Genomic DNA, 23452 nt, shown 5'->3' with positions numbered 1-23452 from the left:
ATGCGCCGTGCATTTGGCATACACCATGTATGTGGTAAACGTACAGTATGGAGTCGCTGCGGGACAAGCACATCGAGGACACTCGCCGGGCGCTACTCGAGACCGCCGCCCGGCTGTTCGCCGAGCGGGAATATGTCGATCTCTCCGCCGAGGAGCTTGTGCGCACCGCCGGATTGACCCGAGGCGCGCTCTATCATCACTTCGACGGCAAGAAGGGGCTTTTCGAAGCGGTCGTCGACGAACTGGAAGACCGGGCAGCGCAACGCATCAGAGCCGCCATCGACACCGCGACGGACCCTTTCGAACGCGTCGACCGCAGTCTCGAGGCGTTCCTCGACGTCTGCGTGGAGCCCGACTACCGCCATATCGTGCTGCTGCAGGGCCCGATCGCACTGGGTTGGCGCCGATGGCGGGAAGTGGACCGGCGTCATCTCAGTAACCTGGTACTCGAGGGTGCGCGCAACCTGCTGGACACCGGCCTGATCCAGCCGCATCCGCCGGAACTGCTGGCCAGCGCCTTGTATGGCGCCCTGACCGAGATGTCACTGACCATCGCCGAATCCGACGACATCGAGAAGGGCCGGGCCGAGGCTGCCGCTGTGGCACGTGCGCTGCTGAGCGGTCTCACCGCCGACCGGCCACACGGATGACATTGCTGCTGTCGAGCCGCGACGGTTCTGCACCGCCTGCAGGAAGCGCTTCCCGCGAGAACCCTTCGCTGCGCATTTATTACTGTGCGCATTTCTGAGCCAGGTTGTTCGGATTCTGGGTCGTCGGTTTCGGGCCGGCGCCGGTCGGCTGGCAGGTTTCGAGCGTAGTACTCGGCCGGGCTCAGCTAGTCCGGCCGGGAATATAGGCGTGCGTTGTTGTACCGGCCGCGCCATTCCATCAGCGCGTAATCGATCTCGGATAGTGTCTTGAACGGGCGGTGTCGGCGTGCGACCTCGGTTGTGACCAACGCTGATCGATTCGGCGAGCGCGTTGTCATAAGCGTCTCCGACGGACCCGGCCTACGGTGAAATGCATTGCATAGCAATTGATTCGGTGACTTCGGCCGATGCATATCGGGGAAGCTGCATCGGAGTGATGTATCAGTCCGGGCTCAACCGGGCGTCCGTCGTGATTTCGCCGCCACATGGCTGTGTTGACCGCTTTGGATGCCAGCAGTGTCATTTCGACGGCGAGACATTACAGCCTATGATCGCGCGGGAATAGGAGCCCGAACATGGACGCCGAATATGCCCACCCGGTCCAGATCGACACATAGGTGAAATCGGCCACCCGCACCTGGTTCGGCGTGGTTGCGGTGAAATAGGTCGAAATCCCGCGCGGAAAAGCCGATACCAACTTCTGAATATCGGTAATCTGCTCGAGATCTCGGTTCTCTTTCCGCAGCCGAGCGAACTTTCGCGCCCGGCCGGCGACAAGCCGGACGAGGTCGGCGTACTCGGGTCGCGGGCCTTCGTCGAGGGCCTTCTCGGTCCACAGCCGCGACTCCCGTGATGCACATCGGCTATCGGGCCGATCACGCGCGTAGCGGCATGAGCGGAGTCGTACTCATCGAGCGAGAAGTTCGAGAGCCGGGCGCACGGCGTTCTCGCGAACCTCGGGCAGGTAACGCTGCGCCGTTATGGTGACCGTCTTCCCCACGCAGGAAGCGGCCCCGACCCGTGACGGTTCACCGAGCCGCTCACCTCGGATGCGGGGCTCACGGGAAAAGTGAGGCTGGACACACGGCTCGCTCTATGCCAAACTGCGATCTGACGAACAGTCAGATTTAAATCAGAGAGGCATAGCACTCATATGTCAGAGCTCCCGAAAATCATCAGCGTCGACGATCACATAGTCGAGCCCGCTCATTTATGGCAGACCTGGCTGCCGAAGAAGTATCGCGAGCACGGTCCCCGCGTAGAGCGTCGTGGAATCGGCGAAATCCGACATGTCGGAGGCGGGCGATATGAACAGACGTTCGATCCCGACGGGCCGATGGCGGACTGCTGGGTATTCGAAGATCTCGTATATATTCATAAACGTCATGTCGCGGGGGTCGGGTTCAGTCGCGAGGAAATGACGATGACACCGATGACGTACGACGAGATGCGCCCCGGGTGCTACGACCCGGCCGAGCGGACTAAAGACATGCTCGCGAACCATGTCGACGGATCGCTCTCATTCCCGACCTTTCCCCGGTTCTGCGGACAGACGTTCACCGAGAACTCGGATAGGGAGTTGGGGCTGGAATGCATCAAGGCATACAACAACTACATGGTCGAGGAATGGTGTGGTGACAGCAACGGGGTGCTGATCCCGCTGATCATCGTGCCGCTGTGGGATGCCGAACTGGCGGCCGCCGAAGTCCGGCGCAATGCCGAACGAGGCGTCCATGCTGTCTGCTTCAGCGAAATTCCGGCCCATCTGGGCTTGCCGAGCATCCACAGTGGTTTCTGGGACCCGTTCTTCCTGGCCTGCGAAGAGACGTCCACCACGATCAACATGCATATCGGGTCCTCGTCGAGGATGCCTGCGACCTCGGCGGACGCACCGGACGGAGTCGCTGCCACGCTCTCCTTCAACAACTCCATGACATCGCTGGCAGACTGGCTCTTCTCCGGAAAGCTAGTCCAGTTTCCCGACCTGAAAATTGCCTATTCCGAGGGCCAGATCGGATGGCTGCCGTATCTCCTCGAACGCGCAGATACCGTCTGGGAAGAGCACAGGGCATGGGTAGGACGGGACGGAATCACTCCGGAACCGCCGTCCGAGTATTTTCGGCGTAACGTGTTCGGCTGCTTCTTCAAGGATTACCACGGAATAGCCTCACGTGATGTTATCGGAATAGATAACATCACATTCGAGACCGACTACCCACATACAGATTCCACATGGCCCGAGTCGAAAGCTGTTGCCGAGAAGCATCTGCTCGGGTTGAGTGACGAAGAGAAATACAAGATACTTCGAGGCAATGCTATCCGAATGTTGAACCTGGACCGGGTCTGACAGGGTCGCGAACTCCTGCGTCCGAACCACTTCCCGTGCCGACGGTGCCGGCCGCCGTAACGATATTGCCATCCAGTTCGGAATCGAATGGGACCGCTCAGCCAGCGGGACGGTCGCATTTGGAAGGTCTAGATGAACGACAAAGTCTATATCCACGAGTACATCGATATAATCGGCCACAACCGAGACAAGTACATGTACCATATGACCGCCAATTTCAGCCCCATCGGGCAGGAAGAACGCAACCAGAGCTGCTACGGAGTCTGGGGTGTGGTGGGGAGTACTGGGTACTGGCCGCAAGTGGTGAATATTTGGGAAGAAGATGGGCTTTCCGGACTCGCCGCATCCTTTCGGCACGAGCTTCAAAATGAGACGCTGCAAGATCCCAAGCTTGCGAAATGGTGGGCCACCGCGGCGAAGTTTCGTTCGGGAGGTCGCGATCGTCTCCTGCTTCCCGCGCCTTGGAGCCCCACCTCCGCGGATCTCTGCGCTGCCGGAGTGACCGGCGATGTCTATGCCCAGGAGGAGGTGCACGTCGCCCCCGGAAGGGCAGGCGAATACCTGCTCAAAGTACGCGAGATCGCCGCACCGCTCTACGAGCGTTTCGGGTGGCGGCTCGTCGGAGCCTGGGAGACGTTGATGACCAACGACAGTGAGGCATTCCTGCTCTGGGCCATTCCATCGTGGACCGAGTGGGCCGAGCTGGAGAAAGCTCTGCGTACAGATCCCGCCCTCTCCGCATGGCGCGTGCAGAGCAACGAGCTGACCACTGCCTTCAACCGGTATCTCCTGGTCGATGCTCCGCTCTCTCCGTTCCGGACCGGCCGACAGCCGCGGCGAGAGGATCGCACCGAGCAATGGGTGGAGTGATCCAGGACGCGGGATCGGCGGCGGTGCCGCGTCTATCTCACTCACCGCGACTGCACCGATATCGAGTCGCCGGAGCGGCGCCACGAGGCTCAGCTGGAAGGACACACCGATCATGACGATTGCGCGGTCGGACTCGATGGCGGCGGAACTGGAGGTTCGCGACTTCCTCGGCCGTTGCGCCCTCTGTGCCGATGAGGGCCACGCTGAGGAGTACCGGAACTTCTACAGCGAGGATGTGGTCTGGGAGACCACCGGCACACGGCAAGTCGGCATCGCCGAGGTGGTCGCTGCCGCAGTCGAGCGGCGCAGGGCAGGCATCAGTGGACCGGGCTCACACACACGCCATGTGATCACCACGCTCACCGTGACCGTCGACGGGTCGAAGGCGCAAGCGCTCAGTTATGTGCAGTTCTACCGCGACGCTCACGCCACACCGATACTGGAGCTGATTATTCGGTACTCCGACAAGCTCTGCCGTGGCGACGGCGGCTGGAAAATCACCCACCGCCGCATCACCCCCGGATAAGTACCAGATGCCGAAATCCGGGATCTCCACGGCTATTGATTGGAGCGCTACGCCTTGCGCGGCCGAATCCCTGCCCACGAATCGGTCGCGGACCGCCAGGTGACACCGAGTTCCGTCGAACACGGCTTACCAATTCATGTTGAAGGTATAGAGAATGACAACGAACAGCTCGATCGCTTCAGGGGCCCGAGAACAGGACCGTACCACCGAAACGTCCAGTAGTTCCCATCCAAAGATTGTCGCGAATGGTGTCGAACGGTCTTTCGGGTCGGGCAACGGGAGTGTCCATGCGCTCGGTCCGATGGATATCAGTATCGAGGAGGGCGAGTTCGTTTGCATCGTCGGTCCCTCTGGCTGTGGTAAGTCCACCTTCCTGAGAATAGTGGCCGGCCTGCTGCCACCTTCCATGGGAAAAGTTGCAGTCGCAGCGAAGTCGGCCCACCCGGCATCGATGATCTTCCAGGACTACGGAATCTACCCGTGGAAGACAGTCGAGGCGAACGTTCGTTTCGGTCTCGACGTCCAAGGAGTACGTAAATCGGAAGGCCGTAGACGAGCACGTCTATGGCTGGAGAAAATGAGAATAGCCGAGTTCGCCGATGTCTATCCAGCTCAGCTTTCCGGCGGCATGCGCCAGCGGGTTTCGATCGCTCGTGCCCTCGCATCCGAACCGGAAATCCTGTTGATGGATGAGCCATTCGCCGCGCTGGATGCTCAACTTCGCACGATCTTGCAGGAAGAACTGCTCGAGCTGTGTCAAGCCGAGCGCCGCACCGTTCTCTTTGTCACACATAGCCTCGAGGAGGCGATCATCCTCGGTGACAGGGTGGTGGTGATGAGCGCACGACCGGGACGAATCCTGGCGGAGCGACGCTCTCCGTTCCCTCGTCCCCGGTCCGCCGCTGTCCGCGAGGCTCCAGAGTTCGCGGCATTCAAGGCAGAGCTGTGGGAGCTGCTCCGCGATGAGGTCGAAGCGGGGCAAAGCTCCGCTGGTGGGAGAAATTGAGATGTCGCAGATTTCCGAGAGCTCTACCGATCGAGTATTGGTGCGATTACCAGGCCGAGCGGAAATAAACTCGGCCGGCGCGATTCGGCGCCGGCGAGGCATCGATGCAACGCTGGCAATCGGCTTCCCGGTGCTGCTGCTCGCGCTATGGCAGTTGTCGAGCACTGTGGGCTGGATAGACAGTCGCCTCTACCCGGCGCCTACGGACATCATCCGAGACGGCTGGGAGCTCATCAAAGATGGAACGCTCTGGCCTGATATCAAGATAACGACCATGCGGGTCTTCTACGGATTTGTCATCGGTGCGTTCGTCGGCGTTGTTGTCGGTCTCGTCATGGGTTCGATCCGCTGGATTCGAAAGATGCTCGAATCGACACTGGATGCGCTGTATGTGGTACCGAAACTCGCTCTTCTCCCGATTCTGTTGAATATATTCGGACTGGGCGAGGGGCCGAAAATAGCCCTGGTTGCCACTACCGTGTTCTTCTTTGTCTGGATCTCCACCATGTCGGCTGTTATTTCGGTTCCCGAGGGCTACCGAGAGGCTGCGCAGTGCTTCGGCGCCAACCGGTGGGACATGTTTCGGCATGTGCTCATGCCCGCTTCGCTACCGCAAATCTTCGTCGCGATGCGAGTGGGCGCCGGGATAGCTTTCCTGGTGATAGTCGCCGCTGAATTCATTGTGGGAACGGACGGGCTCGGATATCTGATATTCAACTCTCGCGCACTGTTCCTCAACGGCCACATGTTCGTCGGCATCGTTGTCGTCGCCATCGGTGGCGTGATCTTCACCGAGATCGTCCGATTCATCGGTCGACGGTTGACGAAATGGGCTCCGCACGACGGCGCTGCCACGAACGCCTGACGGCGGATCTTGTCCCCCTATGAGAATGCTGAGGACAGCATGAGAAGAACACGTACGTCACTGGGGCTCATCTTCGCCGCAGTGCTCACATTGGCCGTCTCGGCCTGCGGGAGCGGTGATTCGGGTGCCTCCCGATCCGCGGGTCCGGTAACCCCGAGAGCCGCGGCGGGCCTTCCCGTCGCGGGCTGTGTGGGCGGCTGGACCGATCCCGCCGACCGCACACCGGACAGGGAACCCGCGCGGTGTGAGGCGAATTCTCCCCAACCGCAACCGCTACCGGGCAAAACCAAGCTGCTGGTGACTTCGTCGACACTGCAGAGTGAGTTCATGGCCAACGTTCGTCTCGCGATAGCGAACGGCGAGTTCGAAAAGGAGAACCTCGAGGTCGAACTCAAACAGGTCCCCGCGGCGGACAGTATCAATCTCTTGGCCTCGGGAAAGTCCGATATCTCCGTCGGGGCACCGGATTCGGCATTCTTCAACGGGTTGACAGCCGGAATCGACCTGCGGTGGGTCCTGGGAAATTACTTCTCCGCCGACGACTCGAAGGCAGGACTATGGATTCGAGACGTGGACGGGCGTCCGGGGAAGATATCCGACCTGAAAGGTAAGAACATCGGCGCGATCGTGGGCTCGGGTAGCGTTGCGATGTATCCGCTCACACACGGGTTCGCCGACGCGGGTGTTGATATCGACGATGTGAAATTCCAGTCTTTGCCTGCGGCCGACCTGGTCACGTCGTTGGAGAACGGAGCGATACCCGCAGCGTGGCTGAGCGACCCCTACTGGACCCGGATCAGCGGCCAGAACGGTTACACGTTTGCGATCGGACAGCCTCCTGCCGAGCCGTTCGGCGGGATTATCTTCGGACCGAACATGCTGAAAGAGAAGGGTGATGCGGGCGTCGCTTTCGTCAGGGCTCTCGTGCGGACGGTCAACACGTACCTGACCGGTGACTACAAGGCCGATCCGGCGATGGCGGCGAGGGTGGCCGAGGCGGTCGAACTGCCGCTGGAAATCATCAGACAAACTCCGTCGATGATATTCGACTGGGAGATCCGCGAAGGAACTTCCGACCGCCTGCAACAGAGTTTTCAGAAGACCGGTGTGTTCAAGGGAAGTCAGATCCTGCCGGAGTCCGAGGTCGTGGATCGTTCGTATTACGCAGAGGCAGTGGGGCAGCCCGCCAGTTGACCTGACCAGGGTTGTGGCATCATCAAGGAGTGCTATATGGCGAATACTGGGTCGACAACTGAGCCCACACACTCGGTGCTGGATTCGAATATCTCTTCTGCGGATCCATTGAATCTTCGGACTTTTTATCGGCCGCGGTCCATCGCGGTGGTAGGGGCCCATGACACGCGCGCGGGTCTGGCCAGCGTCACCAGCCGCGCGCTGGCACATGCCAACCGAATCGGTGCGGCTTTCTATCCGGTGAATCCGACCAAGGACAAAGTCTTCGACATTCCCTCTGCGGCAGATCTCGCCGCACTGCCGGGGCCGATCGATGTTGTCCTGGTTCTGGTACGAGATGCCGAGGCCGTGGTGAACTCCGCGAGAGACGCCGGGCTCGACGTGGGCTTCTTTCTGGTATTCGCGAACGGCTATTCGGAACTCGGTACAGATGAGGGTATCGAACGGGAGAGATCTCTGGTCAGGGCGGTGCACAGCGCCGGTGCCCGACTGATCGGACCCAATACCAATGCGAACGCGTGGGACCCGCTCGACGAGCTGCCGGGGCGGCGGATCGGGGTGATTTCACAGAGCGGCGCTCAGGGGCGACCGCTGACCCAGGCGCAGCAGCTCGGCGTCGCGTTGAGCTACTGGGCACCGACAGGAAATGAAGCCGACCTGGCTGCGGCGGACTTCGTCGAGTTCCTGGCGCAGGATCCCGATACCGCGGTCATCAGCGCCTACATCGAAGGGTTCACCTCGGGCAGGCGCTTACGAGAAGCTGCGGTGGCCGCGATCGAGAACGACACACCCATCGTTCTGGTGAAGGTCGGTCGCAGTGAGGTCGGCCGGGTGATGGCCCAGTCCCACACCGGGCATCTGGTCGGCACCGACGAAGTGTGGGACGTTTTCTTCGAGCAGTTCGGCATCGTGCGCGTCGATGATTTCGACGAACTCATCGAGATCGGTGCGGCGCTGGCCCGCTGTCCCATACCCACAGCGGATGGGGTCGTGGTGTGCAGCGTATCCGGCGGCTCGGCCGCGCATGTCGGTGATCTCGCCACGGTGGGCGGCTTGCCGCTTCCAGCGCTCAGTTCCGCGACGCAAACCCTGCTGCGCGAGGTGATTCCCGCGGAATTGAACATCTCGAACCCGGTGGACAATGGCGGTGTGGCCGTGCTTGCCGGCAGCGGGGTTCGCATCTTGGAGCTGTGTTTGCGTGACGACGCCATCGGTGTGATGCTGTGCCCCGTCCCCGCGCCGGGCGGCGGGCTCACCGAGGCCGTCGGCGCCAGCCTCGTCGAGTTCGCGCGAACCGCGAAGAAACCGATTCTGCCGATCTGGAATGGGGCATCTACCGACCATCCGGTGTATCGGGAGCTCTGGGCCGCTGGTCTGCCGGTCTTCCGGAATGTTCGTAATGCTGTCGGCGCAGCGCGGGCCTTGCTCGGGCACCCGGCACGAAACCCGGAGCTCCGCGAGGTTGTTCGGCTCGCGCGTGCGTTGCCCAGTCCGCCTCCCCGCGTCCGATCGACCACCCTGTTGGATGAGAGCCAGTCGACCCGCTGGTTGGAGGATCGTGGTTTCGAGTTCGCCGCTCATCGGACGGCCGACACTATCGCGGATGCCTGCGCGGCGGCGGACGAGATCGGTTATCCAGTTGTGTTGAAAGGCCGTGGCCACTCCCACAAGAGCGAGCACGGGTTCGTTCGAACGGGGCTCGACGGCCCCGAAGCCGTGAGTTCGGCCGCCGCGGAGATGCGATCACGTGGTGCCGAGGGTTTCCTGATCGCACAGCAGGTCTCGGAGGGGATCGAGCTCCTGGGCGGGATCAGCGTCGACCCAGTGCTCGGCCCGGTTGTCCTCATCGGCGCAGGCGGGGTCAACGCCGAAATGTATCGCGATGTTGCCCGCGCCGTTCTGCCCCTCACCCGTGCACGCGCGGAGAAAATGGTGGCAGGCCTGCGGATCTCTCCGCTGCTCGACGGCTGGCGTGGCGCGCAGCCTGCCGACAGGGCCGCGGTGGTCGATGCCGTGCTACGCCTCGCCGAGCTCGCAGCGACCGGCGAGGTCGCGGAACTGGATATCAATCCCTTGCTCGCGCGCGCCGATGGGGTCATCGGGCTGGACGCTCTGGTGCGGCTGACGACTCCGGCAGCCGACGTTCCCGAAACGCAGGCGCTATGACTCTGACCGCGCAGTGCGCAATCGTCGGAGTCGGACAGACGGTGTACACCCGAGGAACAGACAGATCGACGCTCGAGCTGCACTTGGAGGCGTGCCGGCGCGCGCTGGACGATGCCGGGCTGACGGTAGCCGACGTCGACGGAGTCATTCCCAGTTCGCTGGCTCAGGGCACGGTCGAGGACTTCATCGTCAACCTCGGTCTGCGGGACCTGGCGTTCAGCACCTCGGTCCAGCTCGGCGGCGCAAGCCTGATCGCCTCGGTGCAGAACGCCTGCATGGCGATCTCGACGGGCGTGGCCTCATGCGTCCTGATCCCGGCCGGTCGACGTGGATATTCCGGTGAACGGGTGTCGACCGGCAAGGCCGTCACCGCGGCCTCGATGGCGACCGTCCGCGAGTTCGAGTTTCCGCTCGGAAACATCGGCGCTGCACAATGGTTCGCGCAAGCGGCCCAGCGCCACATGCACGAGTTCGGCACAACCAGTGAACAACTCGGCCATGTGGCGGTGAACAGCCGCGCGAACGCCAACTTGAACGAGCGTGCGCTCATGTACGGCAAGCCCATGACGCTGGCCGATCACCAGAACTCGAGGATGATCACCTCACCGTTCCGCTTGTTCGACTGTTCATTGGAATCCGACGGGGCGGGAGCACTCGTGATCGTCAGTGCCGAGCGCGGCCGGGATCTTCGAAAACCGCCTGTCCTGATATCGGGAGTGGGTATATCCCATAGCGATTCGCCGACGTCGATCACGCAGAAGCCGCACGTCGCCGGTGTGCCCGCGATAGGGGTTGCTGCCCGCCGCGCACTGGGGATGGCGGGTATGCACGTGACGGATGCAGATTGTCTGATAATTCACGAGGGATTCACCTGGTATGTTATCGCCGCACTGGAGGCGCTCGGGGTGGTGGGCATGGGTGAAGGCGGACCCTATGTAGAGGAGGGCCATATCCGTCTGGACGGACGCACTCCCGTCAACCCCCATGGAGGTGCGCTCTCGGAGGCGCACGTATCGGGTATGAACCACATTATCGAGGGTGTCCGCCAACTCAGAGACGAAGTGGAGCCGGCCCGGCAAGTCGACGGATGCGAGAACATCCTGGTGGTGAACGAGGGCAACTTCTTCGACGGTGCCGTCCTGTCCTTGCGACGTGCGTCATGATGCCGCGTCCGGCGCCGGAGCCCACCTCTCTGACTCGCGGCTTCTGGGAGGCCGCGCGCCGTCACGAATTGGTGGTACAGCGATGTACCGCCTGCCGTGTGTATCGCCACTACCCTCGGGTGCTGTGCCCGGACTGTCACAGCGCGGATTGGCAATGGACCCCGGTCAGCGGGCGCGGCACGATCTTCACGTTCACCGTCACTCACCGGGCCTTCCATCCCGCTTGGGTCGATCGGGTGCCGTATGTCTGTGCCACCATCGAACTCGATGAGGGAGTTCGTATGGTCAGCGACCTGCCCGCCGAGGACACCGCACGCGCCGAAATCGGCATGCGTGTAGAGGTGTTCTTCGAGGAGCAGCCCGATGACGGTGCCACGCTACCGAGGTTCCGTTTATGTGAGAATCCACCCGCCTATGTCGTGCACGAGTAGTGCGGTCGATCGAAGGGAACATTTCAGTATGTCGCCGGACACTTCTGGCCCCGATACCCAACACGTCAAAGCCAGCGACGGTCGCGTACCTCGGGCTCGGGGCCTGGCGACGCGCACAAAGTTGCTGGATTCGACGTCCGCATTACTTCAGGTGCACAGGTACCACGAGATCACGGTGGCGGATATCGCCACCGAGGCACAGACGAGTACCGCGACCTTCTATCAGTACTTCCCGGATATAGCCTCGGCTGCACTGGAACTGGTGAGGCTCGTCATCGACGAGGGGGGACGTATGACAAAGATCGTCCGGGAGACCGACTGGAGTGGGCCGTCGGCGTATGCCTCCTCCGAGGCACTCGCGTCGGAATTCCTCTCGTTCTGGGCGGAGCACATGGCAGTACTCCGGGTGCTCGACATTTTCCTCGCTGAGGGTGATCGGCGCTTCTACGAATTGCGTCTCCGGTTTCTCAGCGAGGTCACCGACGAGATCACCCGTGCCGCCGGCAGGTGCCGTGCGCACAGCGGTGAAACGACCTCGGCGGAGCCGCGAGCCATCGGGGCAGTACTGGTGTCGATGCTCGCACACGTCGCGGCACATCAGAAGGGAATGCAGACCGAGGGCATCGCCACGACAGAAACACAGAAGGTCATGGCACAGATCATTCACCATGCGATCACGGGCAGGTGAGGACACCGAGACCGAGAGCAAGGTGCTGGAATTGTCAGCCACCACCGCCTGGCGACCGCGTGCGGCTTGATCAGCGGCCGAGAAGGTCGGCGATATCGGCCGCTGCGGTCATCAACACCAGTACCGGAACGACTTTCGGCGGCGGTATCTGATAGGTGGCGCGGCTGTGCTGTTCGATGATTCCGGCCGACGACAGCGCGCGCACATGGTGATACAGCTGCCCGGTGGAGGTGAGGCCGACGGCTTCGGCCATCTCGGTCCCGGTGCACGGGCCGTCGAGCAGTAACTGGACCAGCGCCAGCCGAACCGGATGTCCCAGCGCGGCCAGTACTTCCCCACGGGCAGTGGCGGATAGTTGGAGCACCGCTGCCGCGCTGTATCGGATGGTCCAGTTGACCTCGCCGGCGAAATCGACGTGACCGCGATATTCGATGGACCCGTGGGCGGCAGCGTCGCCGGGCCGCGGCTGCCCCTCCAGCGCCTCGATTCGGGCCTCCAACTCGGCGAGTTTCGCATCGACATCGGTCATAGCGAACACGTTAATCGGCGCAGCATCTCCGGTTCCATCATGGCGCGGATGAGCACTTCCTGTTCACTCAGAGTCTGCAGCGCGGTGAGCCATGTGGTCTCGGGCATGCGACGATCGAGCAGAACGGCGGTCGCGGCGGTACCGTCGGCGCGGCGTAGATAGAACGCATCGGCCAGCACGCCGGGAAACGAACCCCCCTTCAATCCCATCGCCACGTACCCGTCCGGCGCGGGAAGCCATTCCAGTTGTCCCCGTGCGATATCTGTCCCCGGCCCGAAGCTGCCGGTGGCGATCGAACGGTGCATCGATGCGAGCTGGTGTGCCGATGCGGTGGGTGTGGTGTCGGCCCACGACGCTTGAACGGGGTAAGGCGGCAACGGTCTCGACCGCATCATCTCTCGGTACACCGGGTCGGCGGCATAGCGGCGCGCTGCCGACCAGACGTCGACTGTCCCCGGCTCGAGCAAGCGGATCACATCGCCCAGCTTCGTCGAGGGTGAATAGTCGTCCCACCCACCCGCTTCGGCCGCCTCGGCCAGTGCTCGGTCGCCGAGGCGGTCGCGCAGGTAGTCGGGGACAGCGTTGTCGCTTTCGCGAATCATCGCGCTGACCATCTGGTCGAGAGTGACCGTATCGCCGGGCATCCGGGTTCGCGCCTGTTCGTGGGCCCCGCCGTCGGTGCCCGGCAGGTACCAGCGCTCCCATTCGGTGACGGGAACGCGTTCCTGCGGGTCGAGTGTTCCGGTCGCGACGGCCCGGGCATAGGCAGCGAGTGGGACGACCTTCATTGCCGACGCGATGGGTTGCTGGTCGTCGCCGCGCCGACCGGCAGTATGTCCTTTTCCGTCGTCGACGGCGATCGAGATATTGTCCGGCTCCGCGCTGATCCGGCCCAGCCATCCCTCGGCCGACGTGACCCCCGGGGCCGGGATCGGAGCGCACGGGTGGTCCCCGATCGCATCGCTGGTGCATCCCGCGAGCACAGGCAGCGCTGCCACGACGACCATGGTGAGCTTGCGCAACATCTCGATCTCCTGAAAGTCCGTAAATCCGTAAATCCGAATAAACAGAATGTACCCCTGGTGTCGCTGGATGTCGAGGTTCAGCAGAGCCGTGCGGGACCTGTCAGCGGCGAGATCTGCGATGGCCACGCCGATATGACGATCGGCTCTGTCTCCGGCTGCGGGCACCCTCGATATACCGCAGTAGGTGTCGCTTCCCGGTGTCCGCGATATCGATGTGCACTTCGCCGCCGGCCGAGGACGACCCGGCCGGTACCTCGACAAACGTCCACACATCAGCAAGCCCATACCTGACCGAGCCATCGTCCGGCGACGGTCGACCTGGCGCCGACTTCGGGAGAGTCCGGGGCCGGCGCAGATAACAATTCCGACAATTCGTCCTCGGCCTGAAAATCGCCGGCCTCAGGAGTGGGAAGATTCGATCACCGAGACGGAAAGACCTTGGCATGAAGAGACTTTGGCATGGAAATACTTTGGCAATGACCTTCGCGGCTTGGGCATTCGGACTGTGGAAGACAGCGTTTTTGCGGTTACCGATCCTTGTGGCCGCGGCTGTCCTGCTGGTGCCGAACGCCAGCGTCGTGAGCGCCGCGCCACCTGTCGGCACCGATGATGATTGGCCGATGTGGCAGTTCGACCTTGCCGGTTCCCGGCACAATCCACACGAGACCGCTCTCACGGCGGCCACAGTGTCCTCGTTGCAGCTGAAGTGGGCGTTCGCGTTCCCCGACTCGATCGCCGCTTCCAGCCAGCCGGCAGTCGTGGACGGAACCGTTTACGTCGGCGGCCGCAACGGGACGTTCTATGCGCTGGACGTGCATACCGGTGCGATCCGGTGGTCGTTCCGAGCCGAGACACCCCTCGGCGGAAACCTCCCGACGTACGGGCTGCGCAACGGGCCCGCGGTCGTCGATGGAACGGTTTACTTCGGCGACAACTCGGCCAGGATGTGGGCTCTCGATGCACAGACCGGTGCCCAGCGCTGGGTCCGTCAACTGGACAACCATCGTTACGCGATCATCACCGGTTCACCCCTCGTGTTCGACGGTCACGTCTATGTCGGTGTGTCCAGTCAAGAGCTGGGTACCGCCACCAGCGACCTGTACCCGTGTTGCACCTTCCGGGGAAGTGTTGTTGCACTCGACGCCGCGACCGGCAACGTGCGATGGCAGCACTACACGATTCCGCCACCGGAGCCGACCCCCAGTGGGTCGCCGCCATTTGCCCCCAGCGGTGCGCCGGTGTGGTCGTCACCCACGATCCACCCGGAGTCGCGCACGCTGTACTACACCGCGGGCAACCCCTACACCGGTCGTCCCGAGGGTGCGGAAGCGATCGGCGCGCTGGACATCGACACCGGAACCGCCCGGTGGGTCCGCCGGATGACTCCCGGGGAAGCCCCCTGGAACGGCCGCTGCACCTATCCGCCTCCGGGCGGCAACTGCCCCGAGCCCGGTCACGATTTCGACTTCGGTTCGCAGCCGAACATTTTCGAGATCGGTGACCGCTCGGTCGTCGGCGCGGGCCAGAAGAGCGGTGTCTACCATCTGCTCGACGCCGTCACCGGCGAGATCGTCTGGCAGACCAGGTTGAACACGCCGACACCGGTGCTGCCCATCCCGGGGTCGGAGTCACTGCAAGGTATCCAATGGGGTGCCAGCTACGACGGCCACCGCCTATATGTCGCCACTTATCAGGGCACGCCGGGCACACTTTTCGCGCTGCACCCGGCGACCGGCGAGGTCATCTGGAGCACGCCGAATCCCGCCCACGGTTGCCTGTTCGATCCACCGCCGATTCCGATGCTTCCGCTGTGCCAGCTCGCCATGCCGAACGCCGTCTCGTCGACACCCGGCCTGGTCTACGAGGGCAGTCTGGATGGCAAGATGCGCGTTTTCTCCGCCGAGACCGGCGCCGTCCTCTGGGAATACAACACGGCACGGCACTTTCACACCGTGAACGGGGTGCCGGGTGTCGGCGGCGGTATCAGCGGTCATGGCGCCGTCGTCGCGAACGGCATGCTGTTCACCAATTCCGGTTACGGCCGACAGATCACCACCGGTATGCCGGGTAATGTCCTGTTGGCCTTCGGTCTTCCCTGACCTGTTCGGATTGCGAGTTGTCGGAACAAAGCAGGACGAAGACTTCGAGGAGAGGGCAACCGAGGCGTTCGGCGTCATCGGCTATGGGCTGGCGCGGCTCAGCGGGCTGGTCAGCGGTTGCCGATTTCCTTGCTGACGGACTCGTGGTAGATGTCGGCATAGGTCGGTGAGTCCTTTATGAGGTCATCGCAGAAGGCTGCGATATCGTTGCCGATCAATTCTATGACCCCTTTACCGGTCGTTGCTCCTTCCTCGAAGAACTCGACAAGCCCCGACAGCAGGTTCCCGTCGGCGAGATCGACCGGGCCGACCTTGAACAAGTATTTCTGGATTTCCTCGTAGACGATCCGGTAATCGGGTGGGAGCGCCTCGACCCGTGCCTTGTGCGCCCGCCACTGCTTCTTGCCTTCGATGATTTCGCGAATTCCCATATCAGTCTCCCAGCCTGCTCAGTTTCTCGGCGACATTGCTGTTCAGCTGTTCGCGCCATCTGTCGCGATAGGTCTTGGCGCCTTCTTCGCCGGCGATCGCCGCGCAGAAGCCTTTGACGTCGGCGCCCAGCACTTCATCGACCCGCTGACCTTCCGACGCTGCTTCTTCGAGCAGCCCCAGTGCGCCGTCGAGGATCGGCATCAGGTTCCGACCCGTGCCACCCGAGCGAGCGAACAGGTGGGTCGTGATTTCCTCCCACGCCGCTCGATATTCGGCCGGAAGAGCACCGGCCCGGGCCTCGAAGGCCTTGTATTCCCTGGTGAGATCGCTTCCCGTGATTGTCTCCCAGAAGTTCATGTGTCACTTTCCCTGAGCTCGTTGATGCGTGCTGAAACGAATTCCCATTTCGCCCAGAACTTCGCGAGCTCTTCGCGTCCCGCGTCGTTTAGTGCGAAGAACTTGCGTGCCGGCCCGACTTCCGAGGGCCGCTTCGACACCGCGACCAGCTCGTTCTTCTCCAGTCGGAGAAGGATGGCGTAGACCGTGCCTTCGACGATGTCGGTGAAACCGAGTTCGTTCAGCCGACGCGTGATGGCGTATCCGTAGGTTTCCTCGGTGCCGATGATCTCGAGGACGCAGCCCTCGAGAGTTCCCTTCAACATCTCCGTCAAGTTGTCCGTAGCGGGCCCCTTCCTCGAAACGCGCTATTCAGTAATGCTGAGTAGTACTAGACTGTATCACAGAGTAGTGGTCACCCGGCGCTGCCGGGCTCTGCCCTTGCCCGGTCTCGATCCGGGAAGGGTCGAGCTTCCCTGTGTCGCGTGCGGCCGCGTCCGTTGCTGGCCCCGGGCCCAACCCGTCCTGGCCGACTCACGGTTCAGCTCACGTAAGGAGCTCCTGCTCCACCCGACCATCGACTACCCGGGCGTCGAAGTCCCTCCGGCACCGCCCGGTGAGTTCCTGCTCATGGACCAGCCGCAGCACGGGCGCTATCGGAAGCCGCTGGCGAGCAAGTTCACCGCTCGCCGGATGCGGCTGCTCACCGAACGCATCGAGCGGATCACCGTCGACCACCTCGACGCGATGGAGAAAGCCGGGCCACCAACGGATCTGGTGACCGCGTTCGCCAGGCCCATTCCCGCCGTCATGATCTGCGAACTGCTCGGAGTGCCCTACCAGGACCGGGGCTCCTTCCAGGAGAACGTGGAGTCGTTCATGAGCGGGGAAACCAGCGACGAGGACCTGATAGCGGCGGTAACCGCGACCTACGACTACCTGACGGCACTGGTTGCCGCCAAGCGCACACACCCCACCGACGACGTGCTCAGCGAGCTCACCGACACCGATCTCACCGATGACGAGCTACGGGGGATGGCTCTGGTGCTGCTGGCGGCCGGACTCGATACCACCGCGAACATGCTGGCCCTGGGCACATTCGCGCTTCTGCGTCATCCGGAACAGCTCGCCGCGCTGCGTGCCGATCCCGCTCTCACCGACCACGCGATAGAGGAGTTGCTGCGGTATCTGAGCGTCGCCAAGACGTTCATGAGAGCAGCGCTGGAAGATGTAGAGCTGGCCGGCCGGACGATCGAGGCCGGGCAGGTGGTCGTCGCATCGTTCCATACCGCCAACCGCGACCCCGAGCGCTTCACCGACCCCCACGCCCTTGACCTCCACAGACGAGTCGACGGGCATCTGGCCTTCGGCCACGGAGCTCACCTGTGCCTGGGAGCTCAGCTCGCCCGCGTCGAGATGCGCGTCGCGTTTCCAGCGCTGATCAACAGGTTTCCCACGCTGCGCCTGGCGGTCCCGGCCGAAGAGGTTGCCCTGCGCCCGGAGACAGCGGACATCTACGGGGTGAAGAGCCTTCCGATCACCTGGGACGTCTGACCTGTCGAACACAATAGCGAGACCGTTGCGGCGGAACATCACGACCAACCCGCTGCAGGTCGCCAGCGCGGTGGGGTAGCCCCAGACCTGTCAGCAGCGCATTGGCAGTGGGCAGAGGGCGGTTGTGCGGCGGGCACGCCACCGGGTCACCCCCGTCGCGGGGCGCGGGTGTCGGAGAGTCATGGGTGAAGCCATAGGTCCCAGCCCAGACACACCAGCGCTGCGGCGAATGCGCCCAGAGCCAGTGCTGCCGCGATCGCCCAGCCACCACCGGTCTCGCCGACACCGGCGACGAAGGCGATCACCGCGAACGCGAGGGTCAGTAGTGGTCCGCTGTAGCGGTACCTGGCCAGAAAAGGTCGTAACACCTGTCGTGGCGGCATGGCGATGCCTCCCAGAGTCCGAATGGATGATGTGTTCACTGTGCTCCCCGTTCGGCGCCAGGACGGGAATCCTTACGGAATCCGAACGCCGTGCAGGTGGTGGTGCGTGGCGCTGTCTGGCTGAATGAGGCCACCGCCGTATCCGCCGGGCCATGGGGACACCCGCCCGGCGTGCGTGCGGGGGATCGCCGGCGAAGGGCTTGCGGTTCACCAGGGCGATATTGCGCGTGCCCGGTCGAGGAGGAGCAGGACAGATGGTGACCGAGACACAGTCCGGTACGTCGGCGCACACCGCGGGTCGTGGCCACCTGCGTGCCGCGGTGGTGGTGGGTGCGCTGGGTGTGGTGTTCGGTGATATCGGCACCAGCCCGATCTATACCTTGCAGACGGTGTTCAATCCGGAGGATCCACAACCCGTACCGGTCAGCAGCGCCAACGTGTACGGGGTGGTGTCGCTGATCTTCTGGTCGGTGATGGTCATAGTCACTCTCACCTATATCTCGTTGGTGATGCGCGCCGACAACGATGGCGAAGGCGGGATCATGGCATTGATCACGCTGTTGCGGCGTCTCGGCGGAACGCGGGGACGTCGCGCAGCCGCCGTGCTGGCCGGCGTCGGAATATTCGGTGCTGGTGCTCCTGGCCACCGCCGCGACGGTGATCGCCTCCCAAGCGGTGATCACCGGCGCCTTCTCGGTGGCCTCCCGAACTGTGCAGCTGGGATATCTGCCGCGGCTGCGCATCGCGCACAGCTCCGAGTCGACGATCGGGCAGATCTACGTTCCCTGGATCAACCGGCTGCTCATGGTGTCGGTGTTGACGCTGGTCTTCGCTTTCCAGTCCTCGGCGGCACTGGCCTACGCCTTCGGTATGGCGGTCACCGCCACGATCACCATCACGACACTGCTGTTCTTCTACGTGGCCCACGCGAAATGGCGCACCCCGCTGTGGCTGGTGTTGCTCGGCGCGATCCCCCTGCCGGCCATCGACGTACTGTTCCTGGCGGCGAACCTGACCAAGCTGGCGCACGGTGCGTGGCTACCGCTGCTGATCGGGCTCACCGCGTTCACTGTGATGATCACCTGGGCTCGCGGCCGTGTCGTCGTCACCGCCGCACGGGCAAAGGCCGAGGGACCGCTGCGTGAGTTCGTCGATCGACTCCGAGACCGTGAACCACCGTTGACCAGGGTTCCTGGCACCGCTGTGTTTCTCAACAGCGGCAGCCGGACCACATCCCTGGCGATGCGCGCCGACGTCGAGCACAACCACGTCCTGCACGAACACGTCGTGATCCTGTCGCTGGACACTCTCCCGGTTCCCCGTGTCGCCGAACCCGACCGCGTCCGCATCGACGCGCTCGGCTACACCGAGGACGGCATTATCCACGTCACCGTCTATCACGGCTACATGGAAACCCCGCAGGTCCCCCACATCTTGCGTGGGCTGGATCCGGCCCACACCGAAGGACCGATCTCAGTGGACGGCGCCTCCTACTTCCCGTCCAAGATCGAACTGAAGAAAGGCGACGCGAACACGATGGCGGCCTGGCGTAAGCGACTGTTCATCGCCACTTCCTTCATCACCTCCGACGCCGCCGACTTCTCGATGAACTCACCGAGGAATAGCCGGCCGGTGGCCGACTCCACTCGCGATACCACCCGACATCCCCGCCGGCTGAGCCACGTCAGTGAATTCCCGTCGCCACCGCACCGGGTCGCCGGTTTGCACGGCGGGGAGCCCGATGGCCTGGTATGTGATCGTGAGTAGTTTCGTGAGTATGGACAATGAGGGACCCAGCCGGACCGCGCTCGCGGCTGCCTACGCCCGTGCCTATCATCAAATTGCCGACCGGCCAAAGATTCTTACCGATCCGCTGGCGGCACGTCTACTCGGTGCCACCGTGGATGAACTGACCGAATTGGGCCGGCCCGCAGAGGATCATCCCGGTAGCGGTGTCGGTCCGGGAATCCAGCGGCTGGCTGTCAGTGATCGGCCGCGCCGCCTGTTCTTTGCTGCTCGTGCCCGTTTCGCCGAGGATCGGGTGGCCGAAGCCGTCGCTGCCGACATGCGACAGGTCGTGATCCTCGGCGCGGGCCTGGATACCTTCGCCTACCGCAACCCGCATCCCGGCCTGCGGGTATTCGAGGTCGACCATCCCGCTACCCAAGCGTGGAAACGCCAACGTCTCGCCGCATCCGGTATCGACCAGCCGGAGCGGTTGACTTTCGTGCCGGTCGACTTCGAAATCGACACACTGGCAACACGATTGGATGCCGCCGGATTCAGCCGGACCGATCCGGCCGTATTCGTGTGGCTCGGTGTCGTCTTCTATCTGACCCCGGACGCCGCCCGCACTACCCTCGAATACATTGCCGGTCGATCCGGGCCGGTCGAGGTGATCTTCGACTACCTGCAGTCAGCAGACACCGACGAGGATCGCGCGCAGCTGCAGGTCCGCGCAAACCGCGCGGCAGCTGTCGGCGAACCCTGGTTCAGCTACTTCACTCCTGACGACATCGCCGCACAGTTACGCGCGCTCGGCTTCACCGACGTCGAAGACCAGTCCGCTGCGGACCTCATCGCTGAGTACCTCGATGGATCGGCGGAATTCGAGGACGAACCACCCCAGGCGCTGCGCCCGGTCCGCATATTACGAGCGAGCCGCTGAGTATTCCCGAACTCGATCATTGTTGAGGTCAAGCGTTCCACAGAAGAGGACCTGCTGTCCCTGCGCCTCCTGCGGCTGAGCAGCGATCGGGGGCCGCCTCTGCTCAGATCAAATCGAGGTAGTCTCGCAGAGCCGCGTTGGGGTTGTCGGGGCGATAGGCAATCCCAACGGTCAGATACTTCGGGGGCCCGTCGAGCTGGCAGAGATGGACGCCGGGAACGCGATAGGTGTTCGCGCGTCCGGCGGGCATGGGGGCGATCCCCACTCCCGCCCCCACAGCGTGCAGGACCTGTTCGTCGTCGGCTTCACTGCGCACCACGCGCGGTGCAGTGTCGGGCCACATCTGTTCGACGATGGAGTCGTACATGCCGGGTCCGTTGGAGCGCGGCCAGAACACGACCGGCTCGTCGACCAGTTGCTCCGGTCGAACCCGGTCCATGGTTGTGAACGGGTGGTTCGCCGGAACGGCCAGTAGTAGTTGTTCGCGGTCCATCACCTCGACGGTCATATCGGGTTCGTCGACGGGAGGCCGCACCACGGCGATATCCACCACACCCTCCCGCACCAACTCCAGATTCCGTTTCGTGAAGCCTCGATGTTCGTCGATCGCGACGTCGGGGAACCGCGTGCGGAACGCGTCGAGGGTGTCGGCGATGGCGCCGCCTGCCCAGGATCGGGTATGCGCGAATCGCAGTGTCGCGCTCCCGCCGGCGGCGGCCTGGATCCGCATCAGTGCCCTTTCCGCGGCAACGAGCAGGAAGCGCGCCTCACGAACGGCGACTACGCCCGCATCCGTGAGTCCGATCCGCGGTCCGTTCCGGTCGATCAACGTCACCCCTACCTCGCGTTCGAGCACTTTGATCTGCTGGCTCAGCGCGGACTGGGCGACATGCAGTGCCCCGGCGGCCCGCGTGAAGCTGGAGTGCTCAGCCACCGCGACGAGATAGCGGGCCCGCTGGAGATTCATCCAGCCATTATAAAGAAAAGTGATCAACGATCGAGAATCTGTCTTGGACGCGACGGTGAGGTCGGAGGAAGCTCTCGTTCGCGCACCGCTATCGCGGTGATGTGGCTGACAACGAGGACTCCCCATGGCATACGACACGAACACCGCAGTAGCGGCGAAGCCGCCCGCGGCGGCGCCACCGCGGACATCACCCGTCGCCACCGGCCTCGCGCTGGTGGGTCTGTTGCTGTCGATCGTCGTCGGCGTGGTTGTCGACGGCGCCACCATGTGGGGACTGCTGCCGATCGCCCTGTACGCGGTGCTGGCGCTGCTCGGTATGGACATCATGATCGCGACGGTCGTCGCGATCGCGTCGGCACTGCTGATCCTGATGCCGGCACCGACTGCGGCAGCCGCTCTCCTCGGGGAGTCGGTCGGCGACCAGATCACGATGATCGGCCTGATCATCATGTTGGGCGCCGGTCTCGCGGAGGTGTTGCGTGCCACCGGTGTGGCCACCCAGATCGTGCGCGCGGTGATGCGCGTCGCGGGGGACAGGAGTCGCACCGCGGTCGCCCTCGGCATGATGATGTCCTGCCTGATCCTGGTCGCCGCACTGGGCACACTCGCCGGCGCCCTCGCCATCGCCGTGCCGCTCCTGTTGCCGATCGCGGCCAAGATGGGGTTCACGCGCAGCGCGACCGCGTCGACCATCTTCATCGGCGGTTGCGCGGGTCTCGCGCTCGCACCGTTCGCAGGCTCCAACGTCGCGATCATGGACGCCGCCGAGGTCGGGTACCTGCAGTTCGTGCTCTACGGAGCCGGGCCGCTGGCGTTGCTGTCGCTGGTCCTGGGCCTGGTGATCGTGCCGTGGATGCAGCGTCGAACCGAGCACGAGGACGACTTCTACGACGAATCGGAACTCGAGTCGGAGACCGAGGTGGCCAACCCACATGTGTCCCGTGCGACGGCCGTGTTCGGCGTCGCACTGCTGGTGAGTGTCGTCTACGCGACCGTGACCTCGGCGGGCACTGCCTTCCCGCTGCTCGCGCTGCCGGTCCTGGCGATGGCTACCGGCCTGGCGGGTGGTTTGTCGCCGAGGCGGATCGCCGATCGGGTCTGTGCCGGTGCCGCGTCGCTGATCAGCATCTTCCTGCTGTTCTGGTTGCTCGCGGTGTTGTTCAACGCGGTGAATCTCATCGACCCGTTCACTGTCGTGCTCGACTCCTATGGCAGCGGCTTGCAGAACCTGGGACCGTTCCCCTTCGCGGTCGCGATCGCACTGCTGGGATGGGTGGGGGTGCCCGGCGCCACCGCCGCGCAGGTGGTCCTGCTCGACAACCTGTTCGGGGAGCTGGCGAGCACCGTCGGTGTCGGTGTGGGCACCTGGGTGATCGTGCTGCTGTTCGCGTCGAAGGCGGACACGTACGGACCGTTCCCGAACGCCAACCAGTTCGGTGCGCTCGGCCTCGCCAGGTCGACCAGCCTGAAGAACATGCTGATCACCGGGTGGTGCCTGCTGATACCGGCGACGGTCATGTACGTCGCGATCATGTACATCGAAACCCGTTAGG

General features: G+C 63.4%; 22 protein-coding genes and 1 pseudogene. 16 read left to right on the top strand and 7 right to left on the bottom strand.

Going from position 1 to position 23452, the window contains the following annotated elements; all coding sequences use genetic code 11:
- Positions 1 to 47 precede the first annotated feature (47 nt).
- The 11 genes from OG405_RS14260 to OG405_RS14210 all read left to right on the top strand — a co-directional run bounded on the left by OG405_RS14260 (position 48) and on the right by OG405_RS14210 (position 11906).
- Positions 48 to 650 (top strand): TetR/AcrR family transcriptional regulator, encoded by a 603-nt coding sequence (locus OG405_RS14260; RefSeq protein ID WP_327152118.1) that lies wholly within the window; start codon positions 48 to 50, stop codon positions 648 to 650.
- 1153 nt (positions 651 to 1803) lie between these two features.
- Positions 1804 to 2997, top strand: coding sequence for an amidohydrolase family protein (locus OG405_RS14255; RefSeq protein WP_327152117.1), 1194 nt, complete (start codon positions 1804 to 1806; stop codon positions 2995 to 2997).
- Positions 2998 to 3129: 132 nt separating this feature from the next.
- Positions 3130 to 3867, top strand: coding sequence for a hypothetical protein (locus OG405_RS14250; protein ID WP_327152116.1), 738 nt, complete (start codon positions 3130 to 3132; stop codon positions 3865 to 3867).
- A 112-nt stretch (positions 3868 to 3979) separates the two neighbouring features.
- Positions 3980 to 4393 (top strand): nuclear transport factor 2 family protein, encoded by a 414-nt coding sequence (locus OG405_RS14245; protein WP_327152115.1) that lies wholly within the window; start codon positions 3980 to 3982, stop codon positions 4391 to 4393.
- Positions 4394 to 4547: 154 nt separating this feature from the next.
- Entirely contained in the window at positions 4548 to 5399 is an 852-nt protein-coding gene (locus OG405_RS14240) for an ABC transporter ATP-binding protein (protein WP_327152114.1), read from the top strand.
- Positions 5386 to 6264, top strand: coding sequence for an ABC transporter permease (locus OG405_RS14235; protein WP_327152113.1), 879 nt, complete (start codon positions 5386 to 5388; stop codon positions 6262 to 6264). The genes OG405_RS14240 and OG405_RS14235 overlap by 14 nt, the downstream gene beginning before the upstream one ends.
- Positions 6265 to 6303: 39 nt before the next feature.
- The gene (locus tag OG405_RS14230; protein WP_327152112.1) at positions 6304 to 7458 is read left to right on the top strand and encodes an ABC transporter substrate-binding protein; all 1155 of its coding nucleotides are present in this window, start codon (positions 6304 to 6306) and stop codon (positions 7456 to 7458) included.
- Between the two features lie 147 nt (positions 7459 to 7605).
- A complete protein-coding gene (locus tag OG405_RS14225) occupies positions 7606 to 9624 on the top strand; it encodes an acetate--CoA ligase family protein (RefSeq protein WP_327152111.1) in 2019 nt (672 codons plus the stop codon).
- The gene (locus OG405_RS14220; RefSeq protein ID WP_327152110.1) at positions 9621 to 10787 is read left to right on the top strand and encodes a thiolase C-terminal domain-containing protein; all 1167 of its coding nucleotides are present in this window, start codon (positions 9621 to 9623) and stop codon (positions 10785 to 10787) included. The genes OG405_RS14225 and OG405_RS14220 overlap by 4 nt, the downstream gene beginning before the upstream one ends.
- A complete protein-coding gene (locus OG405_RS14215; RefSeq protein ID WP_442790712.1) occupies positions 10712 to 11218 on the top strand; it encodes a Zn-ribbon domain-containing OB-fold protein in 507 nt (168 codons plus the stop codon). Before OG405_RS14220 ends, OG405_RS14215 begins: the two co-directional genes overlap by 76 nt.
- A 151-nt stretch (positions 11219 to 11369) precedes the next feature.
- Entirely contained in the window at positions 11370 to 11906 is a 537-nt protein-coding gene (locus OG405_RS14210) for a TetR family transcriptional regulator (protein ID WP_327152108.1), read from the top strand.
- Between the two features lie 70 nt (positions 11907 to 11976).
- Here OG405_RS14210 and OG405_RS14205 read toward each other — a convergent pair whose 3' ends face one another.
- Both OG405_RS14205 and OG405_RS14200 read right to left on the bottom strand, forming a co-directional pair.
- Positions 11977 to 12435: a winged helix-turn-helix domain-containing protein gene (locus tag OG405_RS14205; protein ID WP_327152107.1), complete on the bottom strand. Its 459-nt coding sequence runs from the start codon at positions 12433 to 12435 to the stop codon at positions 11977 to 11979.
- Positions 12432 to 13460: a serine hydrolase gene (locus tag OG405_RS14200; RefSeq protein ID WP_327152106.1), complete on the bottom strand. Its 1029-nt coding sequence runs from the start codon at positions 13458 to 13460 to the stop codon at positions 12432 to 12434. The genes OG405_RS14205 and OG405_RS14200 overlap by 4 nt, the downstream gene beginning before the upstream one ends.
- 476 nt (positions 13461 to 13936) lie before the next feature.
- On the opposite strand from OG405_RS14200, the gene OG405_RS14195 reads away from it, so the two are divergent.
- On the top strand, positions 13937 to 15559 hold the full coding sequence (locus OG405_RS14195) for an outer membrane protein assembly factor BamB family protein (RefSeq protein ID WP_327152105.1): 1623 nt from the start codon (positions 13937 to 13939) through the stop codon (positions 15557 to 15559).
- Between the two features lie 110 nt (positions 15560 to 15669).
- On the opposite strand, the gene OG405_RS14190 is transcribed toward OG405_RS14195, so the two are convergent.
- The 3 genes from OG405_RS14190 to OG405_RS14180 are packed head-to-tail and all read right to left on the bottom strand — an operon-like array spanning position 15670 to position 16653.
- Positions 15670 to 15990 carry a DUF1048 domain-containing protein gene (locus OG405_RS14190; protein WP_327152104.1) on the bottom strand — a complete coding sequence of 107 codons (321 nt, stop codon included), beginning with the start codon at positions 15988 to 15990 and terminating at the stop codon, positions 15670 to 15672.
- Between the two features lies 1 nt (position 15991).
- Complete coding sequence (locus OG405_RS14185; RefSeq protein WP_327152103.1) at positions 15992 to 16348, bottom strand: DUF1048 domain-containing protein; 357 nt, start codon at positions 16346 to 16348, stop codon at positions 15992 to 15994.
- Complete coding sequence (locus OG405_RS14180) at positions 16345 to 16653, bottom strand: PadR family transcriptional regulator (protein ID WP_327152102.1); 309 nt, start codon at positions 16651 to 16653, stop codon at positions 16345 to 16347. The genes OG405_RS14185 and OG405_RS14180 overlap by 4 nt, the downstream gene beginning before the upstream one ends.
- Before the next feature lie 304 nt (positions 16654 to 16957).
- Between OG405_RS14180 and OG405_RS14175 the strand changes: the two genes are divergently transcribed.
- A complete protein-coding gene (locus OG405_RS14175; protein WP_327152101.1) occupies positions 16958 to 17881 on the top strand; it encodes a cytochrome P450 in 924 nt (307 codons plus the stop codon).
- A 179-nt stretch (positions 17882 to 18060) separates the two neighbouring features.
- Here OG405_RS14175 and OG405_RS14170 read toward each other — a convergent pair whose 3' ends face one another.
- Positions 18061 to 18264, bottom strand: a complete 204-nt coding sequence (locus tag OG405_RS14170) for a hypothetical protein (protein WP_327152100.1) — start codon at positions 18262 to 18264, stop codon at positions 18061 to 18063.
- A gap of 254 nt (positions 18265 to 18518) precedes the next feature.
- On the opposite strand from OG405_RS14170, the pseudogene OG405_RS14165 reads away from it, so the two are divergent.
- Positions 18519 to 19866: pseudogene (locus OG405_RS14165) on the top strand (KUP/HAK/KT family potassium transporter); the annotation flags it as partial.
- Between the two features lie 175 nt (positions 19867 to 20041).
- Positions 20042 to 20932: a class I SAM-dependent methyltransferase gene (locus OG405_RS14160; RefSeq protein WP_327152099.1), complete on the top strand. Its 891-nt coding sequence runs from the start codon at positions 20042 to 20044 to the stop codon at positions 20930 to 20932.
- 103 nt (positions 20933 to 21035) lie between these two features.
- On the opposite strand, the gene OG405_RS14155 is transcribed toward OG405_RS14160, so the two are convergent.
- Positions 21036 to 21899 carry a LysR family transcriptional regulator gene (locus tag OG405_RS14155; protein WP_327152098.1) on the bottom strand — a complete coding sequence of 288 codons (864 nt, stop codon included), beginning with the start codon at positions 21897 to 21899 and terminating at the stop codon, positions 21036 to 21038.
- 124 nt (positions 21900 to 22023) lie between these two features.
- Between OG405_RS14155 and OG405_RS14150 the strand changes: the two genes are divergently transcribed.
- Entirely contained in the window at positions 22024 to 23451 is a 1428-nt protein-coding gene (locus OG405_RS14150; protein ID WP_327152097.1) for a Na+/H+ antiporter NhaC family protein, read from the top strand.
- Position 23452: the final 1 nt, after the last annotated feature.

This window comes from Nocardia sp. NBC_01329 (genome assembly GCF_035956715.1).
GTDB lineage: Bacteria > Actinomycetota > Actinomycetes > Mycobacteriales > Mycobacteriaceae > Nocardia.
The sequence above is the reverse complement of the archived record's forward strand: the minus strand, read 5'-3'. Positions and strand labels throughout refer to the sequence as shown.